This is a genomic window from Mesorhizobium sp. B264B1B, from assembly GCF_020165765.1.
Lineage (GTDB): Bacteria > Pseudomonadota > Alphaproteobacteria > Rhizobiales > Rhizobiaceae > Mesorhizobium.
Map to the genome: position 1 here is coordinate 117,990 of NZ_JAIUIS010000007.1, position 23,056 is coordinate 141,045.

18 protein-coding genes, 1 tRNA gene and 1 pseudogene are annotated in these 23,056 nt (G+C 66.3%); 6 read left to right on the plus strand and 14 right to left on the minus strand.

Translation table 11 applies throughout. The annotated features are described in order from the left end of the window. Positions 1 to 96: 96 nt before the first annotated feature. Positions 97 to 1,893, minus strand: a complete 1,797-nt coding sequence (locus LB547_RS16200) for a GtrA family protein (protein WP_140763054.1) — start codon at positions 1,891 to 1,893, stop codon at positions 97 to 99. 162 nt (positions 1,894 to 2,055) lie between these two features. On the opposite strand from LB547_RS16200, the gene LB547_RS16205 reads away from it, so the two are divergent. From LB547_RS16205 to LB547_RS16220, 4 genes and pseudogenes are all read left to right on the plus strand, one after another. After that, positions 2,056 to 3,066, plus strand: coding sequence for a glycosyltransferase (locus LB547_RS16205; protein ID WP_140514184.1), 1,011 nt, complete (start codon positions 2,056 to 2,058; stop codon positions 3,064 to 3,066). 4 nt (positions 3,067 to 3,070) lie between these two features. Beyond that, positions 3,071 to 3,445, plus strand: coding sequence for a GtrA family protein (locus LB547_RS16210; RefSeq protein ID WP_140763057.1), 375 nt, complete (start codon positions 3,071 to 3,073; stop codon positions 3,443 to 3,445). A gap of 73 nt (positions 3,446 to 3,518) precedes the next feature. Continuing rightward, the gene (gene gshB / locus LB547_RS16215) at positions 3,519 to 4,460 is read left to right on the plus strand and encodes a glutathione synthase (protein WP_140514181.1); all 942 of its coding nucleotides are present in this window, start codon (positions 3,519 to 3,521) and stop codon (positions 4,458 to 4,460) included. A 185-nt stretch (positions 4,461 to 4,645) separates the two neighbouring features. After that, positions 4,646 to 6,178, plus strand: a pseudogene (locus LB547_RS16220) (YifB family Mg chelatase-like AAA ATPase). A gap of 56 nt (positions 6,179 to 6,234) precedes the next feature. Here LB547_RS16220 and LB547_RS16225 read toward each other — a convergent pair. The 8 genes from LB547_RS16225 to LB547_RS16260 all read right to left on the minus strand — a co-directional run bounded on the left by LB547_RS16225 (position 6,235) and on the right by LB547_RS16260 (position 15,438). After that, positions 6,235 to 8,406 carry a malate synthase G gene (locus LB547_RS16225; RefSeq protein ID WP_140559116.1) on the minus strand — a complete coding sequence of 724 codons (2,172 nt, stop codon included), beginning with the start codon at positions 8,404 to 8,406 and terminating at the stop codon, positions 6,235 to 6,237. A gap of 326 nt (positions 8,407 to 8,732) precedes the next feature. Next, positions 8,733 to 10,775, minus strand: coding sequence for a hydantoinase/oxoprolinase family protein (locus tag LB547_RS16230; RefSeq protein WP_140559117.1), 2,043 nt, complete (start codon positions 10,773 to 10,775; stop codon positions 8,733 to 8,735). A gap of 179 nt (positions 10,776 to 10,954) precedes the next feature. Next, a complete protein-coding gene (locus tag LB547_RS16235) occupies positions 10,955 to 11,110 on the minus strand; it encodes a DUF559 domain-containing protein (protein ID WP_140491671.1) in 156 nt (51 codons plus the stop codon). A gap of 116 nt (positions 11,111 to 11,226) precedes the next feature. Continuing rightward, the gene (locus LB547_RS16240; protein WP_140491673.1) at positions 11,227 to 11,853 is read right to left on the minus strand and encodes a CDGSH iron-sulfur domain-containing protein; all 627 of its coding nucleotides are present in this window, start codon (positions 11,851 to 11,853) and stop codon (positions 11,227 to 11,229) included. 107 nt (positions 11,854 to 11,960) lie between these two features. Further along, on the minus strand, positions 11,961 to 12,332 hold the full coding sequence (locus tag LB547_RS16245; RefSeq protein WP_140559118.1) for a hypothetical protein: 372 nt from the start codon (positions 12,330 to 12,332) through the stop codon (positions 11,961 to 11,963). A 115-nt stretch (positions 12,333 to 12,447) separates the two neighbouring features. After that, positions 12,448 to 12,804, minus strand: a complete 357-nt coding sequence (locus LB547_RS16250) for a hypothetical protein (RefSeq protein WP_140559119.1) — start codon at positions 12,802 to 12,804, stop codon at positions 12,448 to 12,450. Between the two features lie 48 nt (positions 12,805 to 12,852). Then, positions 12,853 to 14,337, minus strand: coding sequence for a pyridoxal phosphate-dependent decarboxylase family protein (locus LB547_RS16255; RefSeq protein WP_140514172.1), 1,485 nt, complete (start codon positions 14,335 to 14,337; stop codon positions 12,853 to 12,855). Positions 14,338 to 14,349: 12 nt separating this feature from the next. After that, entirely contained in the window at positions 14,350 to 15,438 is a 1,089-nt protein-coding gene (locus LB547_RS16260; protein WP_140763060.1) for a PLP-dependent cysteine synthase family protein, read from the minus strand. A 231-nt stretch (positions 15,439 to 15,669) separates the two neighbouring features. On the opposite strand from LB547_RS16260, the gene LB547_RS16265 reads away from it, so the two are divergent. Both LB547_RS16265 and LB547_RS16270 read left to right on the plus strand, forming a co-directional pair. Next, positions 15,670 to 17,751, plus strand: a complete 2,082-nt coding sequence (locus tag LB547_RS16265; protein ID WP_140763063.1) for a transcriptional regulator — start codon at positions 15,670 to 15,672, stop codon at positions 17,749 to 17,751. Between the two features lie 97 nt (positions 17,752 to 17,848). Beyond that, positions 17,849 to 18,025, plus strand: coding sequence for a hypothetical protein (locus LB547_RS16270; RefSeq protein WP_181165187.1), 177 nt, complete (start codon positions 17,849 to 17,851; stop codon positions 18,023 to 18,025). 180 nt (positions 18,026 to 18,205) lie between these two features. Here the strand turns inward: LB547_RS16270 and LB547_RS16275 are convergent. The 5 genes from LB547_RS16275 to LB547_RS16295 form a co-directional block, all read right to left on the minus strand. Beyond that, positions 18,206 to 18,290: transfer RNA gene (locus LB547_RS16275), tRNA-Leu, on the minus strand. A 137-nt stretch (positions 18,291 to 18,427) separates the two neighbouring features. Continuing rightward, positions 18,428 to 19,048, minus strand: a complete 621-nt coding sequence (locus LB547_RS16280) for a 2,3-bisphosphoglycerate-dependent phosphoglycerate mutase (protein ID WP_140491695.1) — start codon at positions 19,046 to 19,048, stop codon at positions 18,428 to 18,430. Between the two features lie 92 nt (positions 19,049 to 19,140). After that, positions 19,141 to 19,983 (minus strand): 4-hydroxy-tetrahydrodipicolinate reductase, encoded by an 843-nt coding sequence (dapB, locus tag LB547_RS16285; RefSeq protein WP_140763066.1) that lies wholly within the window; start codon positions 19,981 to 19,983, stop codon positions 19,141 to 19,143. Beyond that, a complete protein-coding gene (locus LB547_RS16290; RefSeq protein ID WP_140685311.1) occupies positions 19,980 to 21,851 on the minus strand; it encodes an ABC transporter ATP-binding protein in 1,872 nt (623 codons plus the stop codon). Before LB547_RS16290 ends, dapB begins: the two co-directional genes overlap by 4 nt. 160 nt (positions 21,852 to 22,011) lie before the next feature. Beyond that, positions 22,012 to 23,037: a glucokinase gene (locus LB547_RS16295; RefSeq protein WP_140524358.1), complete on the minus strand. Its 1,026-nt coding sequence runs from the start codon at positions 23,035 to 23,037 to the stop codon at positions 22,012 to 22,014. Between the last annotated feature and the right edge of the window lie 19 nt (positions 23,038 to 23,056).

The following is a 23,056-nucleotide window of genomic DNA, read 5'->3' on the forward strand; positions in this document are numbered from 1 at the left end:
AGGAAACGTATCGGGAAAATCGATTTTTCGCCGCTAGAGCGCGTTGCCCTCCGCAAAGCCGCCCGGGCTCAAGGGCGCCGTCGCTCAGGCGGATTCTCAACCGGCGGTGCGAACGCGATAGAGCTCCAGCGGCGCGCCCTGGGTCTCCGCCACCGGTTCCAGCCAATCCGGCACGCTGCCATGCATCAGCCCGGCCAGAAAGCCGTCAGGCGCCTTGGTTGCGAGAAGCCTGGTTTCGGGATTGCCGCGGCAGAGCGCGACAATCCCGACGCGATGGTTTGCCACGACGGCTTTCGCGTCAGTGGCCGAGCCCAGCAAGGCATCGAATACGAGCAGGTTTCCGGCGACGTTGCGGTGGTAGGGCCCAGCGAGCGCGCGATGACCGGTAAAGGCCAGGATCGGCGAGCCGAGATTGGAGATGGCCAGCACCGTGGTGTCAGGCATGCGGGCGAGCACGGCGAACGAGGCCTTGCTGTTGCAAGGTGCATCGATGCCGGCATTGGTGACGGCCGCACCGGTCTGGAAGGCGCTCGATGCCGCCTCGGCAGCGCTGGACCAAACCGCATTGACCGAGATCAGCCAGGCCGCGGCCATACGGAGCACGGAGCCGCCGGACGGGCTGTTTTCGGCGCGCTGCCGCCATTCGGCGATCCAGGCGCAAAGCGGGATCACCGCGAAGGCGATGGAGAAGGTCGAGCCGCGGACCTCCCAGGCACTGACCAGGAAAGCCATCACCAGCAGCGCGCCGACGAGACTGTCTTGCCGCCGCCAGCCGCCCTTGCCGAGGCGCAGCGCCATCAGGACGATCGCCACCAGCGGCGTCGCGAAGCGCGCCACCGCTCTGGCCGGATCGGCCGCGACGAGCTGGAATATCGACTGCGCTTCGTCGATATGACCGAGCCACATCTGCTGGAGGCGCGGGTCGAGGCCGGCATAGGGGGCAGCCAGGCATTGCGGGAACAGAAACATCACGACAAGGACAAGCACGAACGCCAGCAGGCCGAGCGAGGCCAGGCGACGGCCGTACGTCGCATTGGCGGCGCCCCATGAGGCGATGACCGCAAGGCCGGCGCCGGCAAGCGCGGCAACCACGAACTGCACGGTCGAGAAGGTGTCGCACTGGGTCTGCCCCCATACCGACGCCGGTATGGTGGTGATGAAAACAAGGGCCGAGACGGCGGTGACGCCCAAGCCAAAATCCCTGGCGATCAGCCTTTCGCCGCCACCGCTGACGAGGAACAGCAGGGCGACGATGGCGCCCAGGGTTCCAGCATAGGGGGCGCTTTCCATGCCGATCGCCAATGCCAGCGTGGCGCACGCGCCGGCAAACAGGGCGGCTGTCCGGTGGCGAGGTGCTTCAAGCAGCAAAGCCAAGCCGGCCAAGGTCAGCATCAGCTGGACATTGTGGTGATCGAGCGCGCCGGGCGAGAAGATTCCGAGATAATACAAGGCCGCTCCGCCGACCACCGCGGCGGGCAGGACCGCGTGCTCGCCGGCGAAAGCGCGCGCGGCGCGCATGATGGAGAACAGCGCGAGCCAGAATTGCAGGAGAGGCCAAAGCACCTGCACGACCTGCTCGCCCAAAGCGGCACTGCCCGTCAGGGCCGACAGGGCAAGCATGCCGAGCGCCAGCGGGGCGTCGAGCAGCCGCGACCAGTGCATGACGAAGCCACCCTCCAGCCCCATCCTGTACTGGTGCAGGTCGAACCAGCCCTGGCCGGCCAGGAGGTCGCGAACCTCCACCAGTTGCAGCAGGCTGTCATTGTCGCCGGCCGGGTTGGCCAGTTGCGGGAATCCGGCATAGAGATCGAGCGCCAGCAGCAGCAAGGCGGCAAGCAACGCAAACGCTATGTCGGACTTCCAGGTGGAAGCGCCGTTGCTGGCTGTGCTCATCCCATCGCCCCTGGCAGGAATGCCGGGCTTTTTCGGCCAATCGACACTCGTAAAGTCGGCCTTAAACCTAGCCTTAACGGCTTCAATAAATAGTAAAACCGCCTGAACGCGCCTGACTTTCGGCGCGAACCGCGCGTGGCGGCGAGGCACCCGGAGAGGAAAATGCCGCAAGAGCTTCGCTACGAACCCGCCATCGCCGTGCTGCTGCCTTGCTACAACGAGGAATTGACGATCGCCGAGGTGGTGCGGCGCTTCCGCGAGACGCTGCCTTTGGCGACGGTCTATGTCTACGACAACAATTCGCGCGACCTGACCGCGCTCAGGGCCCGCGCCGCCGGCGCCATCGTGGTGCGCGAACCGCGCCAGGGCAAGGGCAATGTGGTGCGGCGCATGTTCGCCGACATCGACGCCGACATTTACCTGATGGCCGACGGCGACGGCACCTATGCGCCGGAAGACGCGCCGCAATTGATCAACACGCTTCTGACCGAGCGCTCCGACATGGCGGTGGGCACCCGGCGCGGCGTCACCGACGATGCCGGCAGGACCGGCCATGCCTTCGGCAACCGCGTCTTCAACAGCCTCTATAAAGGGCTGTTCGGCAGCGATTTCACCGACATCTTCTCGGGCTACCGCGTCTTCACCCGGCGCTTCGTCAAGAGCTTCCCGGCCGTCTCCGGCGGCTTCGAGATCGAGACCGAAATGTCGGTGCATGCCTCGCAGCTCAAATTGCCCGTCAGCGAGATCGCGCTCGATTACGGCAAGCGGCCGGACGGCTCGTCGTCGAAGCTTTCGACGTTTCGCGACGGCGCCAGGATCCTTTGGATGTTCGCCATGCTGATGAAGGAAACGCAACCGCTGCGTTTCTTCGGCGCCTTCGCCCTGGTCTTCCTGGCGTCGAGCCTGTTCCTGATGGCGCCGGTGCTGGTCGAATTCGCCGAGACCGGGCTGGTGCCGCGCATGCCGACATGGGTGCTGTCGGTCGGCCTGCTCTTGCTCTCGATGCTGGCTGGTGTGACTGGGGTGATCCTCGATTCGGTGTCGCGCGGCCGCGCCGAACAGAAGCGCATCTTCTACCTGTCGATGCCTTCGGGCCGCATAGAGCGGCGCGAGCGCGCCAGCGAGCCGACTGCCGCGAAGGCCGGCCCAGGCAAGACGCCTCGCGCCGCATGAAGCGGTGAGCCGTCTTATCCGCTTCCTCTTTGCCGGCGGCATCGGCTTCGTCGCCGACGCGGCCGCCCTCTGGCTGCTGCTTGCCGTCACGCCGCTCGGCCCTTTCAGCGCCCGCATGCTGTCCATCGGCTTTGCACTCTGCGTCACCTGGCAGACAAACCGGCATCTGACCTTCTCGCCGTCGAGCCGCGGCTTGGTGCGGGAAGGTGCCCGCTATGGCAGCATCGGCATAGCCACCAGCATCGCCAACTATCTGGTCTACTGCGCCATCCTTGTCGTCCTGCCGACAACCCCGCCATTGGCCGCCCTTGCTTTCGCTTCGCTGGCCGCCATGGCGCTGTCCTTTCTCGGCTATTCCAGGCTGGTCTTCGACCGCTAGAGGCGTGGCCCGATTGGCAGAAGGCGCCGGGACCCTTATATCGCTCTCTCATCGACCGTGCTGGGGACCTGCCATGAAGCTGAAAATCGCCGTCCAGATGGACCACATCTCCACCGTGTCGATCGCCGGAGACACTTCGTTCGCGCTGTCGCTGGAGGCGCAGCGGCGCGGCCATCAGCTCTACCACTACACGCCCGACCGGCTGTCGCTGCGCGACGGCAAGGTGTTCGCCCGCATCGAGGAGATGCAGGTACGCGACGAGAAGGGCAGCCACTATTCGCTGGGGGAGAAGGTGCGAACCGACCTGTCGGAGATGGACGTGATCCTGCTGAGACAGGATCCGCCCTTCGACATGAACTACATCACCACCACGCACATACTGGAGCGCATCCACCCCAGGACGCTGGTGGTCAACGACCCGGCCTGGGTGCGCAACAGCCCGGAAAAGATCTTCGTCACCGAGTTTTCCGACCTGATGCCGGAAACGCTGATCACCAAGGATCCCCAGGAGGTCGCCGCCTTCCGCAAGGAATTCGGCGACATCATCGTCAAGCCGCTCTACGGCAATGGCGGCGCGGGCATCTTCCACCTGCTGGAGGCCGACCGCAACCTCGCCTCGCTGCTCGAAATGTTCGGCCAGTTGTTCCGTGAGCCCTACATCGTGCAGCGCTACCTGAAGGACGTGCGCAAGGGCGACAAGCGCATCATCCTGATCGACGGCGAACCGGTCGGGGCCATCAACCGGGTGCCGGCCGAGCACGATTCCCGCTCCAACATGCATGTCGGCGGCCGCGCCGAGAAGACCGAGCTGACCGAGCGCGAGCGCGAGATCTGCGCCCGCATCGGGCCGGCACTGAGGGAACGCGGCTTCATCCTCGTCGGCATCGACGTCATCGGCGACTACATGACCGAGATCAACGTGACCTCGCCGACCGGCGTGCGCGAAGTCAAACGCTTCGGCGGCGCCGACATCGCCAGCCTGTTCTGGGACGCGGTGGAGGCCAAGCGGAAATAGCCGTTTTCATTTTGTATTAACCATGTTCCGTTTTTGCAACCGGAGACAATCGCGCCGCAACTTAAGCGATTGCGTGTTCCTGTAATGTTCTTGATTTAGCCGAGGAACTGTGATTGTCTCCGGCCCAGGCCCTTCGCGGCCTGATTGCAAAAGGCTTGGGGCAAGCCCAGATCCGGGGGCAAGACATGGTGGCGCGGGTTCGCACGGTTGCTTTCCAGGGCATCGAGGCCGTGCCGGTCGACGTGCAGGTGATGATCGCGCCCGGCAAGGTCAACATGCACATCGTTGGCCTGGCCGACAAAGCGGTGGCCGAAAGCCGCGAACGGGTGCAGGCGGCACTGCATGCTTCCGGCCTGTCGATGCCGTCCAAGAAGGTCACTGTCAACCTAGCGCCCGCCGACCTGCCCAAGGAGGGCAGCCACTACGATTTGCCGATCGCGCTCGGCCTGATGGCGGCGCTTGGCGCCATTCCGGGCGACATGCTGGCCGGCTATGTCGTGCTTGGCGAATTGTCGCTCGACGGCACCATCGCGGCGGTCGCCGGCGCCCTGCCGGCGGCGATCGGCGCGAATTCCGAAGGCAAGGGCCTGATCTGCCCCTTCGCCTGCGGCCCGGAAGCCGCCTGGGCCGGGAAGGACTTTGACATACTCGCGCCGCGCAGCCTGATCGCCATCGCCAATCATTTTCGCGGCACGCAGGTGCTGTCGCGCCCCGAAGCCGGTATCCATGCCGCGGCGCGCGACCTGCCCGATCTTGCCGATATCAAGGGCCAGGAAACCGCCAAGCGAGCGCTGGAGGTGGCGGCGGCCGGCGGGCACAACCTGCTGATGGTCGGCCCGCCCGGATCGGGAAAATCGATGCTGGCGCAGCGGCTGCCGTCGATCCTACCGCCGCTGGCGCCGAAGGAATTGCTCGAAGTGTCGATGATCGCCTCCGTCGCCGGCGAGCTCGGCGAAGGCAAGCTGACCGACCGGCGGCCGTTCCGCGCGCCGCACCATTCGGCCTAGATGGCGGCGATGGTCGGCGGCGGCATCCGGGCGCGGCCGGGCGAAGTGTCGCTTGCGCACCACGGCGTGCTGTTCCTCGACGAATTTCCCGAATTCACGCCGCAGACGCTCGATGCGCTCCGCCAGCCGCTCGAGACCGGTGACTGCATGATCGCGCGCGCCAACCACCGCGTCACCTATCCGGCGCGCATCCAGCTTGTGGCGGCGATGAACCCGTGCCGCTGCGGCATGGCCGGCGAGCCCGGCTATCGCTGCCTGCGCGGCGAACGCTGCCGCACCGACTACCAGGCGCGCATCTCGGGACCGCTGCTCGACCGCATCGACCTCAGGATCGAGGTGCCGGCGGTCTCGGCCAGCGACCTGATCCGGCCCGACCGGGCGGAGAAGAGCGCCGACGTGGCGCTGCGCGTTGCGCGTGCCCGCGCCCTCCAGCGCGAGCGCTTCGAACGGCTCGGCGTCACCAGCGCCGCCACGAATGCGCATTGCGCGCCCGCGGTCATCGAGGAGATCGCCATGCCCGACGCATCGGGCCTGTCGCTGCTCAAGGAGGCCAGCGAAAAGCTCGGCTTCTCGGCGCGGGCCTATCACCGCGTGCTGAAGGTGGCGAGAACACTGGCCGATCTCGACGCCAGCGAGACCGTCGGCCGCATTCATCTCGCCGAAGCGATCTCCTACCGGATGAGTTCGGAGCGGGTGGCACAGGCGGCGTAGTTCGCGCTGCTTCGAGAGGAGGGAAACGGAACGCCTGCCGGCTTCAACTCTCCGGTTCAGGCCGCTCCCTTCGCCTTCAGTTCCAGCCTCCGCGCGTGCAGCACCGGCTCGGTATAGCCGTTGGGCTGGATGCGGCCCTTGAAGACGAGGTCGCAGGCGGCCTGGAAGGCGACGGAGCCGTCGAAATCGGCGGCCATCGGCTGGTAAAGCGGGTCGCCTTGGTTCTGCTGGTCGACGATATCAGCCATGCGCCTCATCGTTTCCATCACCTGGTCGGCCGTGCAGACGCCATGGTGCAGCCAGTTGGCGATGTGCTGCGAGGAGATGCGCAGCGTGGCGCGGTCCTCCATCAGGCCGACATCGTTGATATCTGGCACTTTCGAGCAGCCGACGCCCTGGTCGATCCAGCGCACGACATAGCCCAGAATGCCTTGCGCATTGTTGTCGAGTTCCGCCTGGATGTCGGCCGGAGACCAGTTGGGCCGCACCGCGACCGGCACCGACAGGATGTCGTCGAGCTTGGCCTTCGGCCGGCTCTTCAGCGCCGCCTGGACGGCGTGGACATCGACCTTGTGATAGTGGGTGGCGTGCAGCGTCGCCGCAGTCGGCGAAGGCACCCAGGCGGTGTTGGCGCCGGCCCTGGGGTGGGCGATCTTCTCGGTGAGCATCGCCGCCATCAAATCGGGCATCGCCCACATGCCCTTGCCGATCTGGGCATGGCCGGCAAGCCCGCATTCCAGCCCGGTGTCGACATTCCAGGCCTCGTAGGCGGAAATCCAGGCGGCCTGCTTCATGTCGCCCTTGCGGATCATCGGGCCGGCTTCCATCGAGGTGTGGATCTCGTCGCCGGTGCGGTCGAGGAAGCCGGTGTTGATGAACACGACGCGCTCTTTGGCGGCGCGGATCGCCTCCTTGAGGTTGACGGTGGTGCGCCGCTCCTCGTCCATGATGCCCATCTTGATGGTATTCTGGTCCATACCGAGCAGGGCCTCGACGCGATCGAAGATCTCGACGGCGAAGGCGACTTCCTCGGGTCCATGCATCTTGGGTTTCACGACATACATCGAGCCGGCGCGGGAATTGGCGCGGCGGCCGTTCGGCCCGATATCGTGCAGCGCGATCAGCGCGGTCAGCGCGGTGTCCATGATGCCTTCCGGCACCTCGTTGCCGTCTCGGTCCGTTATCGCCGGATTGGTCATGAGGTGGCCGACATTCCTGACCAGCATCAGCGAGCGGCCGGGCAGCGTCACCGTGCCGCCATTTGGCGAGGTGTAGGACCGATCGGGGTTGAGCTTGCGGACAAAAGTCCGGCCGCCCTTGGTGATCTCTTCGGCCAGGTCGCCCTTCATCAGGCCAAGCCAGTTGCGGTAGACGACAACCTTGTCCTGCGCATCCACCGCCGCGACCGAATCCTCGCAGTCCTGGATGGTGGTCAGCGCCGATTCCAGGATGATGTCGGCGATGCCGGCCGGATCGGTACGGCCGATCTGGTTATCGCGGTCGATCAATATCTCGATATGCAGGCCGTTGCTGACCAGCAGCACGGCTTGCGGGTTGGCGGCATCGCCGCGATAAGCGACGAACTGCCTGACATCGGCAAGCGTGGTCGAGCCGGCGCCGGCGCTGAGCCGCAGCGCGCCATTGGCCAGCGAAAGGCCGTTGACGCCGGCCCATTTGCCCGATGTGAGCGGCACCGACTGGTCGAGAAAGTCCTTGGCCCAGGCGACGACTTTCGCACCGCGCGCGGGGTTGAATCCGTTGCCCTTCCCGGCGCCGTCCGTTTCGGGAATCGCGTCGGTGCCGTAAAGCGCATCATAGAGCGAGCCCCAGCGCGCATTGGCGGCGTTGAGCGCATAGCGCGCATTCATCACCGGCACCACAAGCTGCGGCCCGGCGACGACGGCGATCTCGGGATCAACCTTTTCGGTCGTCACCGAGAAGACCGGGCCTTCGGGGACGAGATAGCCGATCTCCTTCAGGAAGGTTTTGTAGGCTTCCATGTCGACCGGCGCGCCATTGGCGCGATACCAGTCATCGAGCTTTTCCTGGATAGCGTCGCGCTTTGCCAGCAGTGCCCGGTTCTTCGGCGCGAGGTCGTGGACGATGGCCGAAAAGCCGTTCCAGAATTTGTCCGGGTCGATGCCGGTGCCCGGAGCGGCCTCGTTGACAACGAAGTCATGAAGTTCGCGGGCGATCCGCAATCCGGCGATTTCGACGCGATCGGTCATCAGGCTACTCCAGATGAAAGGCTTTCGCGGGCCTTTGGCATGTTGGGAGTGCAGGGTCAATTCAGCTTAGGGTGAAGGCAAGGCAGGTAGGCGCGGTTTTTAGGCTTGGTGCCGGCGGCGACGCTGCCAATCTCCCCCCAAGTGGGGGAGATGCCCGGCAGGGCAGAGGGGGGCGCGAAGGAATGCCGACCTCGGCAAGTTTCGGTATTTCGTGCAGTCGGTCGACGTCGAGTATGAGCGGGCGCTGCTCCGAGACGCTGGCGGGACAGCGCCCCCCTCTGGCCTGCCGGCCATCTCCCCCACAAGGGGGGAGATTACACCCTCCATCACACCGCGATCCGTGGCCTGCCCGAAGCCACCGCCACCACATGTGCCTCGATGAACATACGCTGGGCTTCGACGGTGGAGACGCGGAATTCGGTCGCGACATCGATCTCGGCGCTGTCAGTGCCGGCATCCCTGGCGCGCTGCGCAGCGATGCTGCGCACATCGGCCTCGGCGGCCGCGATCGCCGCCGCCTCGTCGAGGAAATCGCGCACGGTTTCGCCCGAGGCAAGACGGAACAGACCTTCCTTGGGCTGGCTGACGCGCGCCTCCGCCGATACCCGGACCTGGCCGACAACGGCGCCGAGCGCGTTGGCGACGTCGGTGTCATCAGGCACCACGCAGTCATTGCCGACCAATGGCGGGAGTCCGGCATAGTGCAGCGGCGCGGAGGCACCGAGGCCGATCACCGGCCGGTCGAGCGCGACGCTCAGGCGCGCAATGCCGGGATGCGCGTCGACGGCGCGCTGCACCAGCGCATGCGCAACGGTGGCCGCGCCGTCGAGCCCGTCCTCGGCGAAGGCGGTTTGGAGGATATATTCGGCCGACCAGCGCGTCAGCGCCGCCAGCACGCGCTCCGAAATCGCCTCGGGAGAGGCCGCGATCGCCTGGCCGCGGCCGTCGCGCTTGCGGGCAAACAGCTCTGCGCCGAGGCGGGCGGCCGCGGCATCCCAGTTCGCCTGCTTGCCAAGCACATGCGCCGCATCCGACGGGGTGAAACCTGAAATGTGCACCAGCCCGCGCGACACCAGGCGGTTCAGGGTAGCGTTCTGGGCATTCGAGGTCAAAAGCCTGTCGAGGGGCAAGGGCATTGCGCCGATCGCTTCATAGAGCCTTGCTTCCGGAGCCGTCAGCCCGGCGGCAAGACGGTCGGGCACGCCGGTGCGCACCGCGAAGCGGCCGTCCATGCGGCCGGTGTTCGGCGCGCGCAGCTGGCGCTCGAGTTCCGCCAGAACGGCCTCGCGATGCACCATGCCGGCCAGCGCCAGCGGCACCAGCCGGCGCGGTCCAAGCAGGAGCCTGGGGTTGAGAGCGCCGTCTTCCAACGCTACTTCGGAATCGCCGCCGAGGCCGAAGGTGCGCATGGCGACGGCCTCGACCATGGTGCGGAAGCCGCCGACGGTGGCGCCTTCCGGATCGAGCCGCGGCCGTCCCTTGTCGAGCACCGCAACGTCGGTGGTGGTGCCGCCGATGTCGGAAACCACCGCGTTTTCCAATCCGGTCATGTGGTGCGCGCCGACCAGGCTGGCGGCCGGGCCGGAGAGAATGGTCTCGATCGGCCGCTGGCGGGCGAACGCCGCCGACACCAGCGCACCGTCGCCGCGCACCACCATCAGGGGCGCGGCGATGCCGCGCGCCTCGAGAAAGCCTTCGGTCGCCGCCACCAGCCGGTCGATCATCGAGATCAGCCGGGCGTTGAGCAGCGTCGTCAGCGCCCGGCGCGGGCCGCCGAGCTTGGCCGACAATTCATGGCTCGCGGTGACCGGCAGGCCGGTTTTCTCCCGGATCAGCTCGCGGGCGGCGATCTCGTGCGCCGGGTTGCGGGTGGCGAAATAGGCGCAGACGGCAAAGCCCGAGACCGAGCCGCCGAGTCCGGGCAGCGCCGCCTCGAGGCCGGACAGATCGAGCTTGGCGGTATTGCCATGCACATCGTGGCCGCCGGGGCAGAACACGACCGGATCGGTGCCCAATGCCGCCTTCAGCCCATCGCGGGCAAGGTCCGCCTCGGAAAAGCCGATCATCACCAGCGCGACGCGGCCACCCTGGCCCTCGACCAGCGCGTTGGTGGCAAGCGTCGTCGACATGGAGACAAGCTTGATGGCGGCCGGATCGGTGACCGCTTTTTCCAGAACCGCGTCGACGGCGCCGGAAATGCCAACGGCGAGATCGTGCCTGGTGGTCAGAGCCTTGGCCTTGGCCAGCACCTTTCCCTTGTTCGGCCCGCTCTGCGGGCCTTCGGTTTCGGACCACAGCACGGCATCGGTGTAGGTGCCGCCGGTGTCGATGCCGAGGAAAAGAGGTTTTGGCTTGGTCTTGGTGGTCATTTTTTAGCAGGTCCGGACGAGCAGATTTCTCTGACCCAGCCCTTAGCCGATACGGACGGGCTGATAAAGCAGCGAGCGCTGGGCCACGGGATGGGCCACGGGAAGAGTTCGATCTCCCCCCTCGTGGGGGAGATGGCCGGCAGGCCAGAGGGGGGCGCTGTCCCGCCTACCTTCTGCGGTTACGGCCCCTCCAGCGGATTGGTCGACGACGCATCTGCAAGCCCGACCGTATTCACAATGCGCTGGCAGACGTTGTCGATGTTGCGGACGACATCGTCATTCCAGAAGCGCAGGACGTTTGCGCGATACGTTGGAGACAATAGGGTATGAGGCATTGTGATGCTCGGTGCCCGGTGGCTATTGCGGTTCGCGCTCTACGGCGCCCCCCTCTGTCCTGCCGGACATCTCCCCCACGAGGGGGGAGATTGGCAGCTTCAATGGCAGGGTCAACCTACCCCACGAACCCAACCTTTTTATGCGACCCATCGCAATACGGCTTGTTCGCCGAATGGCCGCAGCGGCATAGGAAGGCGCGTTGCGTGCGGTCGACCGTGTGGCCGGTGCCGGTGACGATTTCGACATTGCCTTCGAGCTTGAGCGGCCCGTCTTTCGTCGGCGTAACCTTGAGTGGCCCGTCGCGCGCGTCCAGCGCCGGCGTGTCCTTCAGCGCCGGCTCGCCGGTGGCGGCAAAACCTGATTTGTTGTGGCTGCCGTCGCAGAACGGCTTGTTCTGCGACGCGCCGCAGCGGCAGAGCGTGGCGCGGTGTAACGTCTCGCCGTCGAGCATAATCTCGGCGTGGACGGCCAGCGGGCCATTTTCCCTGATGCGCACGGTGTTGACCACCGGCGGCCTTTCCTGCGGCCCGCCATCCTTCCTGACATAGGTAATGGCGCCTGACGGGCAGCTTTCGGCAATGGCGACGATCTTCTCGACGCTGGCCGCGTCGGGATGGATCCACTCTCCCGGCGCGTTCGGCACGAAGACATGCGGATCGCCCAGCACGCAATTGCGCGAATGGATGCAGCGCCGGCCGGCAAAGCCGACGTCTATCTTCTCGCCCTCGACCGGACCTGCCATCGCCTTGCTCCTGTTGCCTGACGCACGCCGCCTGGATGCGGCGTGCTTTGGGTGCTGTTCTTGCAGGCTATGCCCCAGGCAGGAAAAGCGTCAAGCTGGCAAGCCGGTCAGGGAACCAGTTCGATTTCCTCGGTCTCGCCGCCGCTGCAGGTATAGCAGCAATCGTCGCATTTTTCCTTGTCGCCGGGGCCGACGCCCCAATAGGTGCCTTCGTCGCCGTCGACCCAGGCGCCGTAGCAGATCGATTCGCCCTCGTCGCAGGAGACCGGCAATTGCCTGGTCTCGCCGTCATCGAGGTAGAAATCCTTGCCGTTGCCCGGCCACACATAGTCGCGGTCCTGGCTGTAGAGCTCGAGGCGCATGGCATTGGGATGGCTGTTCTTGATGGCGAAGGTGACGTCGCCGGCATGGGCCGACGGCACCAGCAGTATGGCAAGAGACAGCGCGGCCAGCGAGCGGCGCGCATAGGCGTAGAACATGATATCCCCCAAAAATAAACGGCCCACCCGGCCGCCTTGCGGGCATTGCACGGGGCGAGCGATCGCTAAAGGGGGCGACCGCGACAATCCCGGACTAATTTTGGGGAGATTGGCGCTACTCCACCAGGTCGACGGTCTCGGTCGAATGGTGCACGCAGATGAAACAGCAATCGTCGCAGGGCCGGTCGTTGTCCGGGCCGACGCCGGCCGAGATGGCGTCATTGCCGTTGACCCACGCGCCGTAGCAGATGCGTTCGCCCTCATTGCACGAAATCGGCACCGATTTGCGTGAGCCGGGATCGATCAGGAACACCTTGTCGTCGCCCGGCCAGACCGTTTCGCGGTCGCGGCTGAACAGTTCGACCGCAACGGCCTGCCCGCGCTGGTTCTTGACGAAGAAAGCCATGTCGGCAGCCCCAGCCGAGGTGGTGAAAACCAATGCCGCGAGTGTGGCCGAGCGAAAGAGCGTCACGATTGGACCTTTCGAATCATGCCAGCAGACTCGCATGGCCGCCGCGAACTAGGAAGCCGCCTCCGCCGCGATCTGGCGTCCCAGCCGCAGCGTTTCCCGCACCAGCAGGTGAAGATCGTCGCGCCGGGTCCGGTGGTTGGTGATCGCCACGCGCAGGCAATGCTGGCCTTGCACCGTCGTGTCCGACAGTGCCGCAATGCCTTGTTCCTGCAAACGCAGCATGATCTCCGTGTTGAACCGCTTAAGCTCCTCGCCGGACGCCCCGGCAAGCCGATGCCGGAAGCAGACGATGTTGATCGTGGTCGGCGCCATCAGCACCAGCGACGGCTCGTCCTCGATCAGTCCGGCGAGATAGGCCGCTTGCGCGATGTTCTGGTCGATCAGGCGGCCGAATTTGTCGATGCCATGCTCCTTCAGCGCCATCCATACTTTGAGCGCGCGAAAGCCGCGCGACGTCTGCAAACCGTAGTCGTGCAGCCATTCGCCGGAGGCGAGACCACGCGGCGTCGATTCCAGATATTCGGGGGTCACGGCGAAGGTACGGCGATGCGCGAGGGCGTCCCTGACCAGGGCGCAGCCGGCCTCGAACGGCGCGTGCAGCCATTTGTGCGGATCGAGCGCGATCGAATCGGCCCATTCGATGCCGGCGACGCGATGGGCGTTCTGCGGAGCGATGGCGACCAGGGCGCCGATGCAGCCATCGACATGGAACCAGAGCTCTTCCTCATGCGCCAGCTTGGCAAGCGCCCGCAGGTCGTCGATCGCTCCGGTGTTGACGGTGCCGGCATTGCCGATGACGCAGGCCGGTTTGAAGCCCGCCTGGCGGTCCTCGGCAATTGCCGCCCGCAAGGCAGCGATGTCGATGCGCAGCCCGGCATCGGTCGGTATTCGCCGCAAGGCCCGGTTGCCGAGGCCGAGCGCCTCCATGGCCTTGCGGTGACAGGAATGGAGCTGGTCCGAGCCATAATAGCGCAGGGGCTTCTCGATGGCGGCAACGCCATGCTCGCGCACGTCGATGCCGGCCTTGACGTTACGCGCCACCGTCAGCCCGATCATGTTGGCCATCGAACCGCCGCTGACCAGCGTGCCGCTGGCCGAGACGGGAAACCCCAGCATTTGCTTGCACCAGTTGACGACCTGGCAGTCCATCAGCCCGGCGGCATGGTTGCCGCCGCCGAGGTTGGAACCCTGGATCGCCGCCAGGAAATCGCCGAGCGCGCCGGTGAAGTTGCTCGAGCCCATGTACCAGGCCCAGAAGCGAGGATGGATGTTGCCCATCGGGTATGACATCACGGTGCGGGAGACCTCGCCATAGACGGCGGCCAGCCGCGCCGGCGTTCGCGGCAGGGGTGCGGCGAAGACCTCCCTCACGTCAGCCGGCACCTCCCGCCAGACCGGACGGTCGCGCACGTCGCGCAGATAGTCGACGGCATCGTCAATGACCCGGTGCGACAGGGCCTGCACATCGGCCCAGTCCAGGGGGTCAAGCGTCTCCTCGGCCACAGCGCCAAGGGTTTCCTGCGCGACGTCCATGACAGCCTCCCGTCAAGCCGCCGGGAACTGGCAGCCGGGCGTCGATCGCGACAACGCCATCTCGTCGGCGTCCATCTCGGCATCGATGCCGTCGAACAGCGGCGTCGTTATGTAGCGTTCTCCGGTGTCGGGCAGCATGCACAGGATCACCGATCCGGCCGGCGCCTCCTCGGCGACCTGCCGCGCGACGGCGAAGGTGGCGCCGCCGGAAATCCCGGTGAAGATGCCTTCCTTCCGCGCCAGCGCCTTGGCCCATTTGATGCCTTCGGGCCCGGCGATCGGCATCACCTCGTCATAGAGGCCGGCATCGACCGCTTCCTGCAGCACGTTGGGGATGAAATCAGGCGTCCAGCCCTGGATCGGATGCGGCTCGAAGGCCGGGTGGCTGGCGGCGGGCGCCCCGTCGGCACCGCGCTGCTGCGCCTTGCCGCTGCCGATGAGCTGGGCGTTGGCCGGCTCGGACAGGATGATACGGACATCCGGCCGCTCACGGCGCAGCACGCGCGCCACGCCGACGACGGTGCCGCCAGTGCCGTAGCCGGTGACGAAGCAATCGAGCCGCGAGCCGGCGAAATCATTGATGATCTCGCGCGCCGTCGTCGCCTCGTGGATGGCGGCGTTGGCCCTGGTTTCGAACTGTCGCGCCAGGAACCAGCCATTGGCCTCGGCCAGCTCCACGGCCTTCTTGTACATGCCGAACCCCTTTTCGGCGCGCGGCGTCAACACCACCTTGGCACCCAGCATGCGCATCAGCTTGCGGCGCTCGACGGAAAAGCTGTCGGCCATGGTGACGACCAGCGGATAGGCTTTCTGGGCGCAGACCATGGCGAGCCCGATGCCGGTGTTGCCGCTGGTGGCCTCGACGATGGTCTGGCCCGGCTTCAACGCGCCGCTGCGCTCGCCCTCCTCGATGATGTTGAGCGCCAGCCGGTCCTTCACCGAGGCAGCCGGGTTGAAGAACTCGGCCTTGACGTAGATCGTCGCGTGGGCCGGGCCAAGATTGTTGATGCGGATGACCGGCGTGTCGCCGACCGTGTCCAAAATGCTGTCGAACAGGCGGCCGCGGCCGGCCGTGGTTCTGATTCTTGCTTGCTGCAACATGTCTGGTCTCCTCGTCTGTGTTGGTACCTTGCGGTCACGGGCCGGTTACAAACCGGCGGCTTGGGCGGCGAGGTTTCGAGACCTTGCCGCGCTAGGGTCGCTCGACGTGCCGGCAATGCGGCTGCCCGCATCCCGGCGCGCAACTCGCAACCGGGTGCGTTCAGGCCGTGTTCGGTGATAAACGAGGGCCGACCGGCCAACGTGGGAGGAAGCGTGGGAGCAAGCGTGGAAATGCACGTGGAATCCGCTCGACCGAGCCTGGATCGCGGTAAGCCCGCTCTTGCCGTGCGCCTGCTCGGGCCGTTTGCGGTCGTGCGCGATGGCGTGCGGGCCGAATTGCCGGCATCGCGCAAGCTGCGCGCGCTGCTTGCCTATCTGGCGCTGGCGCCGCATCCGGTCGGACGCGCTCGGCTGTGCGAGCTCTTGTGGGATGTTCCGAACGACCCCAGGGGCGAGTTGCGTTGGTGCCTCAGCAAGCTTCGCGCCGTCCTCGACGAGCCGGGGCACCGTCGGGTCGAGACACAGGACGACACGGTCGCATTGCGCCTCGACGGCTGTTTCGTCGACGCGCTGGAGGTTAGCGCCGCCGCCGCGCAAGGGATCGCCTCCCTCGACGCGGAGCGCCTGCGATCGCTGTCGGAGCTGTTCGCCGGCGACTTTCTCGACGGTCTGGAGCTCGACCGCAGTCCGTTTTTCGAGAGTTGGCTGATCGCGCAGCGCCGCCGCTTCCAGTCGTCTCACGCCGCCGTGCTGGAGCACCTTGTCGCGGCGGTTCCGCCCGGTTCGGAGGCGGCAGCAGCCGGTCTTGACCGATGGGTGGAGCTGGCGCCGTTCGACGGCCGCGCGCATCTGGCGCTGCTCACGCATCTGGCCGGGCGCGGCGCCATCGGCGCGGCCGAGCAGCACCTGACGGCGACGGCGCAATTGTTCCAATCGGAAGGGCTCGACTTCGGACCGGTGCGCGCGGCTTGGCAGGCGCTGCGCGACAAGCCAGCGGAAGATCGGCCAGCGGAAGATCGGCCGTCGGATCGGCCGTCGGTAGATCGGCCGGCGGTAGATCGGCTTGCGGCGCAGCCCGCCGGCATCGCGGCATCGCCGCCGTCGCCCGCTCCGGCGGGCGTGGAGCCCAGCCACGCCTCGCTGGCGGTGATGCCGTTCGTCGAGACTGCCGGCCCTTGCGGCACGCGCGGCGGGATCGCCGACGGGCTGACCCATGACATCATCACGCGTCTGGCCAAGCTCAGGGATTTCTTCGTCATCGCGCGCGGCTCGGTCTTCGCGCTCGCCGAGAAAAACATCGCGCCGCAGGAAGCGGGGCGGCAGCTGAATGTGGACTATGTCGCCACCGGCACGGTGGGCACCGTGGCCGGCCGCGTCATCATCGCCGTCGAGCTCATCGAGGTTCGCACGGCCAGGATCGTCTGGGCCGAGAGCTTCGAGCGCCGGGCCGACGACCTCTTCGGCGTGCTCGACGATATCGGCAACGCGATCGTCTCGTCTATCTCGGCCGAGATCGAGACGGTCGAGCGCAACCGCGCCATGCTGAAGGCGCCCAACTCGCTCAACGCCTGGGAGGCCTATCACCGCGGCCTCTGGCACATGTATCGCTTCACCCAGCCGGAAAACGAGTTGGCGCAGCATTTCTTCGGCGTGGCGACGGCGCTCGACCCGACCTTCGCCCGCGCCCATGCCGGCCTGTCCTTCACCCATTGGCAAAGCGCTTTCCAGCGCTGGGGCGACCGCGACCACGAAAGCGCGCTAGCCTACGAGACAGCGGGGCACAGTCTCCTGGTTGACGAACAGAACCCTGCCGCGCACTGGGCGATGGGCCGGGCGCTGTGGCTGCGCGGCGAACAGGACGGATCGCTCTTCGAATTGGAACGGGCAGTGGAGCTCAGCCCCAATTTCGCGCTCGGCCACTATGCGCTGTCCTTCGTCCACTCGCAGTCAGGCGATCCGCAGGCGGCGATCGGCTCTTCCGACCATTCGCGCCATCTCAGCCCTTTCGACCCGCTGCTGTTCGGCATGCTGGGCGCGCGCGCCATGTCGCATGTGCGGCTCGGCCAGTTCGAGGAAGCGGCAGAATGGGCGCTAAAGGCGGCGGCGCGGCCCAATGCCCACGCCATCATCCTGGCGATCGCAGCACACTGCCTGGCGCTGGCCGGGCGGCTCGACGAGGCACACAATTTCGCCGCCGCCCTCCGCAAGGCGCTGCCGGACTACCGCGCCGACGATTTCATCGGCACGTTCCGTTTCGAGGCGGACGCGGAGGCATTGTTCCGGCAAGGCGCAAAGCGGATCGGATTGAACTGAGCCAGCGCAATTCCCGCCGGTTAACGATTTCGGAAGGGGTTGTTTAACCGTTCGTCGCTATGTCACCGCCCGGGAGGGGCATGACAGAGAGTGTATGATGAGCGACAGCCCTGACAAGCGCAATGAATGGCGCGCCATTCTTTACGTACAAGCCCGCGTGGCGGTTCTGTTCGTCCCGGTCGTCGCCAGCCTGCTGATCATCGCCGCACTTGCCGGCAACGACCGCAAATCCGTTCCCGCCGTCGACCGGACGGTGACAGGCTCCGTGCGATAAGGGCACGGTCATCGACAGCACGTTTCCCGGCAGGCGTGCGCATGATGTCGGGCAAATCCCTGCGGCTTTCTGTCGGCGGGAATGACCAGGCGATCGGTCGCACAGGCAACAAAAAAGCCCGGACGAGCCGGGCTTTTTCTGCGAGTCTCTGAACCGTCGAACGGTTCAGAGACGGGAATTTGGTGCCCAGAAGAGGACTCGAACCTCCACTCCTTGCGGAACACGGACCTGAACCGTGCGCGTCTACCAATTCCGCCATCTGGGCTGGTGCGGGCTCAATAAGCGGGCAAGCGGTGCGTGTCAACGCGGTTTTTGGACCATGATCCCGAAAGGTGGAACCGGCTTTCGCAAAAGGCCATGCCCGGCAAGAGCCGCAGCCTCCGACTGCCGGCTCCGGAGCGGTCAGCCCTCCAGCACTTCCTTCGACGCCACGGTGGAATCGGCGTTGAGCGTGTAGATAACCGGCACGCCGGTGCCGAGCTCCAGCTTGACGATCTCCTCGCCCGACTTGCCGTCCAGCGCCATGATCAGCGCGCGCAGCGAATTTCCGTGGGCGGCGACCAGGACCGTGCCGCCGCGCAGCACATGCGGCTGGAGGTCGTGCAGGTAATAAGGCCAGACGCGGGCGCCGGTGTCCTTCAGGCTTTCGCCACCGGGGGGCGGCACGTCGTAGGAGCGGCGCCAGACATGCACCTGCTCCTCGCCCCATTTCTTGCGCGCGTCGTCCTTGTTGAGGCCGGAGAGGTCGCCATAGTCGCGCTCGTTCAGCGCCTGGTCGCGGACGGTTTCCAGGTCGCTCTGGCCGACGGCGTCAAGAATGTGCTGGCAGGTTTTTTGCGCCCGGACCAGCGCCGAGGTGAAGGCGATGTCGAACTTCAGGCCGCGTGCCTTGAGCTTCTGCCCGGCTGCCTTGGCCTCGGCGTGGCCCTGTTCGGTCAGGTCGACGTCACGCCAGCCGGTGAACAGGTTCTTCAAATTCCATTCGCTCTGGCCATGGCGCACGAGCACGAGGGTTCTCGACATTTTTGCTCCTCTGGGATCTGAGCAATTCCAGCAGAAGTGGGAAGCGGTTTTCTGTCCGGAATTGCATGGGATGAAGATGGTCCGGGGTCGTTTCAGGCAAGCCCGAGCACGTCCCGCATCGAGTAAAGGCCGGGCTTCCTGCCATGCGCCCACAGGGCTGCCTTGACGGCGCCGCGGGCGAAGATGGTGCGGTCCTCGGCATGGTGGGCCAGCGTGATACGTTCGCCGGTGCCGGCCAGGATCACGCTGTGGTCGCCGACCACCGAGCCGCCGCGCAGGGTTGCGAAGCCTATCGAGCCCGGCTTGCGCACGCCGGTGTGGCCGTCGCGGACGCGCACATCGTTGCCGGCAAGCGCAATACCGCGCCCCGCGGCGGCGGCTTCGCCCAGCAGCAGAGCGGTGCCGGACGGCGCGTCGACCTTGTGCCTGTGATGCATTTCGAGGACCTCGATGTCGAAATCCCCGGCGTCGAGGGCGCGCGCGGCCTGTTCGACCAGCACCGCCAGGAGATTGACGCCGAGGCTCATATTGCCCGACTTGACGATCGTCGCATGGCGCGCCGCAGCGGCGATCCTGGCATTGTCGTCGGCCGAGCAGCCGGTCGTGCCGATGACATGGACGATGCGCGCCTGCGCCGCATAGCCGGCGAATTCGACGGTCGCAGCCGGGGCGGTGAAATCGAGCACGCCGTCCGCCCCTGCGAAGGCCGGCAGCGGATCGTCCGATATCGGCACATTGATGATGCCGATGCCGGCAAGCTCGCCCGCATCCTTGCCGAGATAGGGCGATCCCTGCCGCTCGATCGCGCCGGCGACGCGTGCGCCCGGCATTGTGTGGATGGCGCGGATCAGCGTCTGGCCCATGCGGCCGGCGGCGCCCACCACCACCAGGCCCATATCGCCCGCGGGTCTGTCGGCTGTCGGCGTTTCACTCATCTCGCGCTCCCGGCGATGCCCTGCGTCTCGATAGGTTGCGTCGGCCCTGGCGCCGGAGTTTGGATCGGCGCGCCGTCATCGACAAGCCCCAGGCCCTTCCTGCCCTGCACCCGGTGGAAGCGGGAATAGACGCTGTGCGGGTCGGCCATCAGCGAGGCATGGGTGCCCTGTTCGACCAGATGACCCTGTTCCAGCACGATGATGTGGTCGGCATTGACCACCGTCGACAGCCGGTGGGCGATCACGATGGTGGTGCGCCCCTCCATGACGTGGGTCAGCGCTTCCTGGACCTTGGCTTCCGCCTCATTGTCAAGCGCCGAGGTCGCCTCGTCGAGCAGCAGGATCGGCGCCTGACGGACGATGGCGCGGGCGATCGACACACGCTGGCGCTGGCCGCCCGACAGCGACGCGCCGTTTTCGCCGACGGGCGTGTCGTAGCCGAGCGGCTGCTGGCGGATGAAGCCGTCGGCCTGGGCCAGCCGCGCGGCCTGCTCGATCTCGGCGTCGGTGGCGGAGAGCCGGCCATAGCGGATGTTGTCGCGGATGGTGCCTTCGAACAGGTAGGGCTGCTGCGAAACATAGGCGATGGAGCTGCGCAGCGACTGCTTGGTGATCTTCGAAATGTCCTGGCCGTCGATCTCGATCGTACCCGCCTCGACGTCGTAGAAACGCTGCAGCAGCGCCACCAGCGTCGTCTTGCCGGCGCCGGAGGCGCCGACGATGGCGGTCATCTTGCCGGCGGCGGCGACGAAGCTGAGGTCCTGCAGGACCGGTGCCTCCTCGACATAGCGGAAGCTCACATTGTTGAACCGCACTTCGCCCGTGGTGAAATTGGCCTCGGCGGCTCCCGGCGCGTCGCCCTGCTGCGGCTCGAGATCGAGGATTTCGTAGATCATGCGCGCATTGACCAACGCGCGCTCCATGCCGACCTGCATGCGCGCCAGCCGCCTTGCCGGGTCGTAGGCCAGCATCAGCGCGGTGATGAAGGAGAAGACGGCGCCCGGCGGCTGCCCGAGGACGAGCGCACGATAGCCGGAATAGGCGATGACGCCGGTGACGGCGAGACCGGCCAGCATGTCGGAAATCGGCGACAGCCGTTCCGAAACCCGGGCGATCTTGTTGCCGCGGTGCTCGGCGCTGTTGGCGAGCTGGCCGATGCGCCGCGACAGCTCGTCCTCCATGGTGAAGGCCTTGACGATGGCGATGCCTTGCGTGGCTTCCTGCATGGCGCCGATCAGCCGCGAGTTGATCTGCACCGATTCGCGGGTGATGCGGCGCACCCGGCGCATCAGATAGACAACGGTGTAGATGAGCGGCGGCCCGATCACCAGCGAGCTGAGCGACAGGACCGGATCCTGGTAGATCATGACGCCGAGCAGCCCGAACAGCGTCACCCCGTCGCGCGCGATCGACGTCAGCGTCATCGACAGCAGGTCGCGAATGCCGTTGACGTTCTCGTTGACCTGCGCCGCCAGCCGGCCAGATCTCGTGTCGTTGAAGAAACCGACGCCGAGCTTCATCAGGTGATCGAAGATGCGGCGCTGGTAGCGCGCAACCAGATTGTTGCCGACGGTCGCCAGCGTCACCGCCTGGCCGTAGCCGGCGAAACCGCGCACGAGAAAGGCGCCCATGACGCCGGCGCAAATCCACACGATCAGATCGCCGCGCCGCTCGTAGAAGATCTGGTTGACGACAGGGCTCATGATCCAGGCGGTGAAAGCGGTCGTGGCGGATACCGCCAGCAGGCAGGCGCCGGCAAAGATGTAGGACCAAAGGTAGTCGCGGCCGTTCTCGGCGATGATACGGCGCAGCACCGCCCAGACCTCGCCGGGAGTGGCTTTCTGCTTATGTGGAGCTTGGAGTGTCAAATCGGGAGCGCTTCGTGGTTTCCGCTTGGCAAGACCGGGCTGCACACAGCATCCCTTCTGGCGCCCCTCTTAGCGCCAAGCGGCCGGCTTGCCTATGCCTGCGGCTGATTAACTTCGTCGCGGGGACCGGACGGACGCCTGGTCCGTCATGCGGCCCAGCCTAGGCCTGCCAGCGGCGGCCCGCGGTCTGCACGCCGAACAGCGAAGGGTTCCTGGCGTAGGCGGCGAGGCCCAGAAGGGCCGCCAGCGGATGGGTGATGACATAGACGGGCATGGTGCGCATCAATTCGCTATGCGGGGCCTTGTCCTCGAAGGCGGCGCGGAAATTGCCCTGTTTCAGCGCCGGCACGATCTTCTGCGCGATGCCGCCGGTGAGAAAGACGCCGCCACGGCTCATGAACACCAAGGCGAGATCGCCGGCGGTGCGCCCAAGGCAGGTGACGAATATCTCCAGCGCTTCCTGCGCAACCGGATCGGTCCTGGCAAGTGCCGCTGCGGTTATTTCGGCCGGCGTGGTGAAGGGCGACGGTTTGCCGTCCGCCTTGGCCACCGCCCGGTAGACGTTGACCAGGCCGCGTCCGCACAGGATCTGCTCGCCCGAAATGCGGCCCTCGATCTTCTCGATATGCGGGAAGACCTCGAAATCCCTGCTAGAACGCGGGCCGATGTCCATGTGGCCGCCCTCGCCGGGCACCGGGATCCAGTGGCGCAGCGCGTGCACCAGCCCGGCGACGCCGAGCCCGGTTCCGGGACCGAGCACCACGCGGCCTGCATTGGGCTCCGGCGCGCCGCCGCCGATCTTTTCCATGTGCTCTTCGCCGAGCGCCACGACGGCCAGCGCCTGCGCCTCGAAATCGTTGAGCACGACGATGTCGCTGAGGCCGAGGCTGGCGAACATCTGCCGGGGCTTGACGATCCACGGGCAATTGGTGAGCTCGATCTCGTCGCCATCGACCGGGCCGGCCACCGCCAGCACCGCCGAATTGGGGCGGACCGAGGAGCGGTCGAGCACCGCCGCCTGGATCGCCTCGTCGATTGTGTTGTAGCTGGCGGTCTGGACGATCGCCGGCTCGCCGGCTTCCGAATTGGCGTCGAGCACGACCGAGAAGCGCGCATTGGTGCCGCCGATGTCGCCGATCAGGATCGGGAACCGCAGCGCCGTGTCGTCGTCGCCTGTGTTTGGCATGCTTTGTCGTCCGTCCCCG

Excerpts from the sequence above, each read along its gene's own strand:
- LB547_RS16245 (WP_140559118.1), bottom strand. The coding sequence starts at position 12,332 with ATGTTCTACGCCTATGCGCGCCGCTCGCTGGCCGCGCTGTCTCTTGCC.
- LB547_RS16205 (WP_140514184.1), top strand. The coding sequence starts at position 2,056 with ATGCCGCAAGAGCTTCGCTACGAACCCGCCATCGCCGTGCTGCTGCCT.
- dapB (WP_140763066.1), bottom strand. The coding sequence starts at position 19,983 with ATGAGTGAAACGCCGACAGCCGACAGACCCGCGGGCGATATGGGCCTG.
- LB547_RS16230 (WP_140559117.1), bottom strand. The coding sequence starts at position 10,775 with ATGACCACCAAGACCAAGCCAAAACCTCTTTTCCTCGGCATCGACACC.
- LB547_RS16280 (WP_140491695.1), bottom strand. The coding sequence starts at position 19,048 with ATGTCGAGAACCCTCGTGCTCGTGCGCCATGGCCAGAGCGAATGGAAT.
- gshB (WP_140514181.1), top strand. The coding sequence starts at position 3,519 with ATGAAGCTGAAAATCGCCGTCCAGATGGACCACATCTCCACCGTGTCG.
- LB547_RS16260 (WP_140763060.1), bottom strand. The coding sequence starts at position 15,438 with ATGTTGCAGCAAGCAAGAATCAGAACCACGGCCGGCCGCGGCCGCCTG.
- LB547_RS16200 (WP_140763054.1), bottom strand. The coding sequence starts at position 1,893 with ATGAGCACAGCCAGCAACGGCGCTTCCACCTGGAAGTCCGACATAGCG.
- LB547_RS16295 (WP_140524358.1), bottom strand. The coding sequence starts at position 23,037 with ATGCCAAACACAGGCGACGACGACACGGCGCTGCGGTTCCCGATCCTG.
- LB547_RS16270 (WP_181165187.1), top strand. The coding sequence starts at position 17,849 with ATGAGCGACAGCCCTGACAAGCGCAATGAATGGCGCGCCATTCTTTAC.
- LB547_RS16235 (WP_140491671.1), bottom strand. The coding sequence starts at position 11,110 with ATGCCTCATACCCTATTGTCTCCAACGTATCGCGCAAACGTCCTGCGC.
- LB547_RS16225 (WP_140559116.1), bottom strand. The coding sequence starts at position 8,406 with ATGACCGATCGCGTCGAAATCGCCGGATTGCGGATCGCCCGCGAACTT.
- LB547_RS16240 (WP_140491673.1), bottom strand. The coding sequence starts at position 11,853 with ATGGCAGGTCCGGTCGAGGGCGAGAAGATAGACGTCGGCTTTGCCGGC.
- LB547_RS16265 (WP_140763063.1), top strand. The coding sequence starts at position 15,670 with ATGCACGTGGAATCCGCTCGACCGAGCCTGGATCGCGGTAAGCCCGCT.
- LB547_RS16255 (WP_140514172.1), bottom strand. The coding sequence starts at position 14,337 with ATGGACGTCGCGCAGGAAACCCTTGGCGCTGTGGCCGAGGAGACGCTT.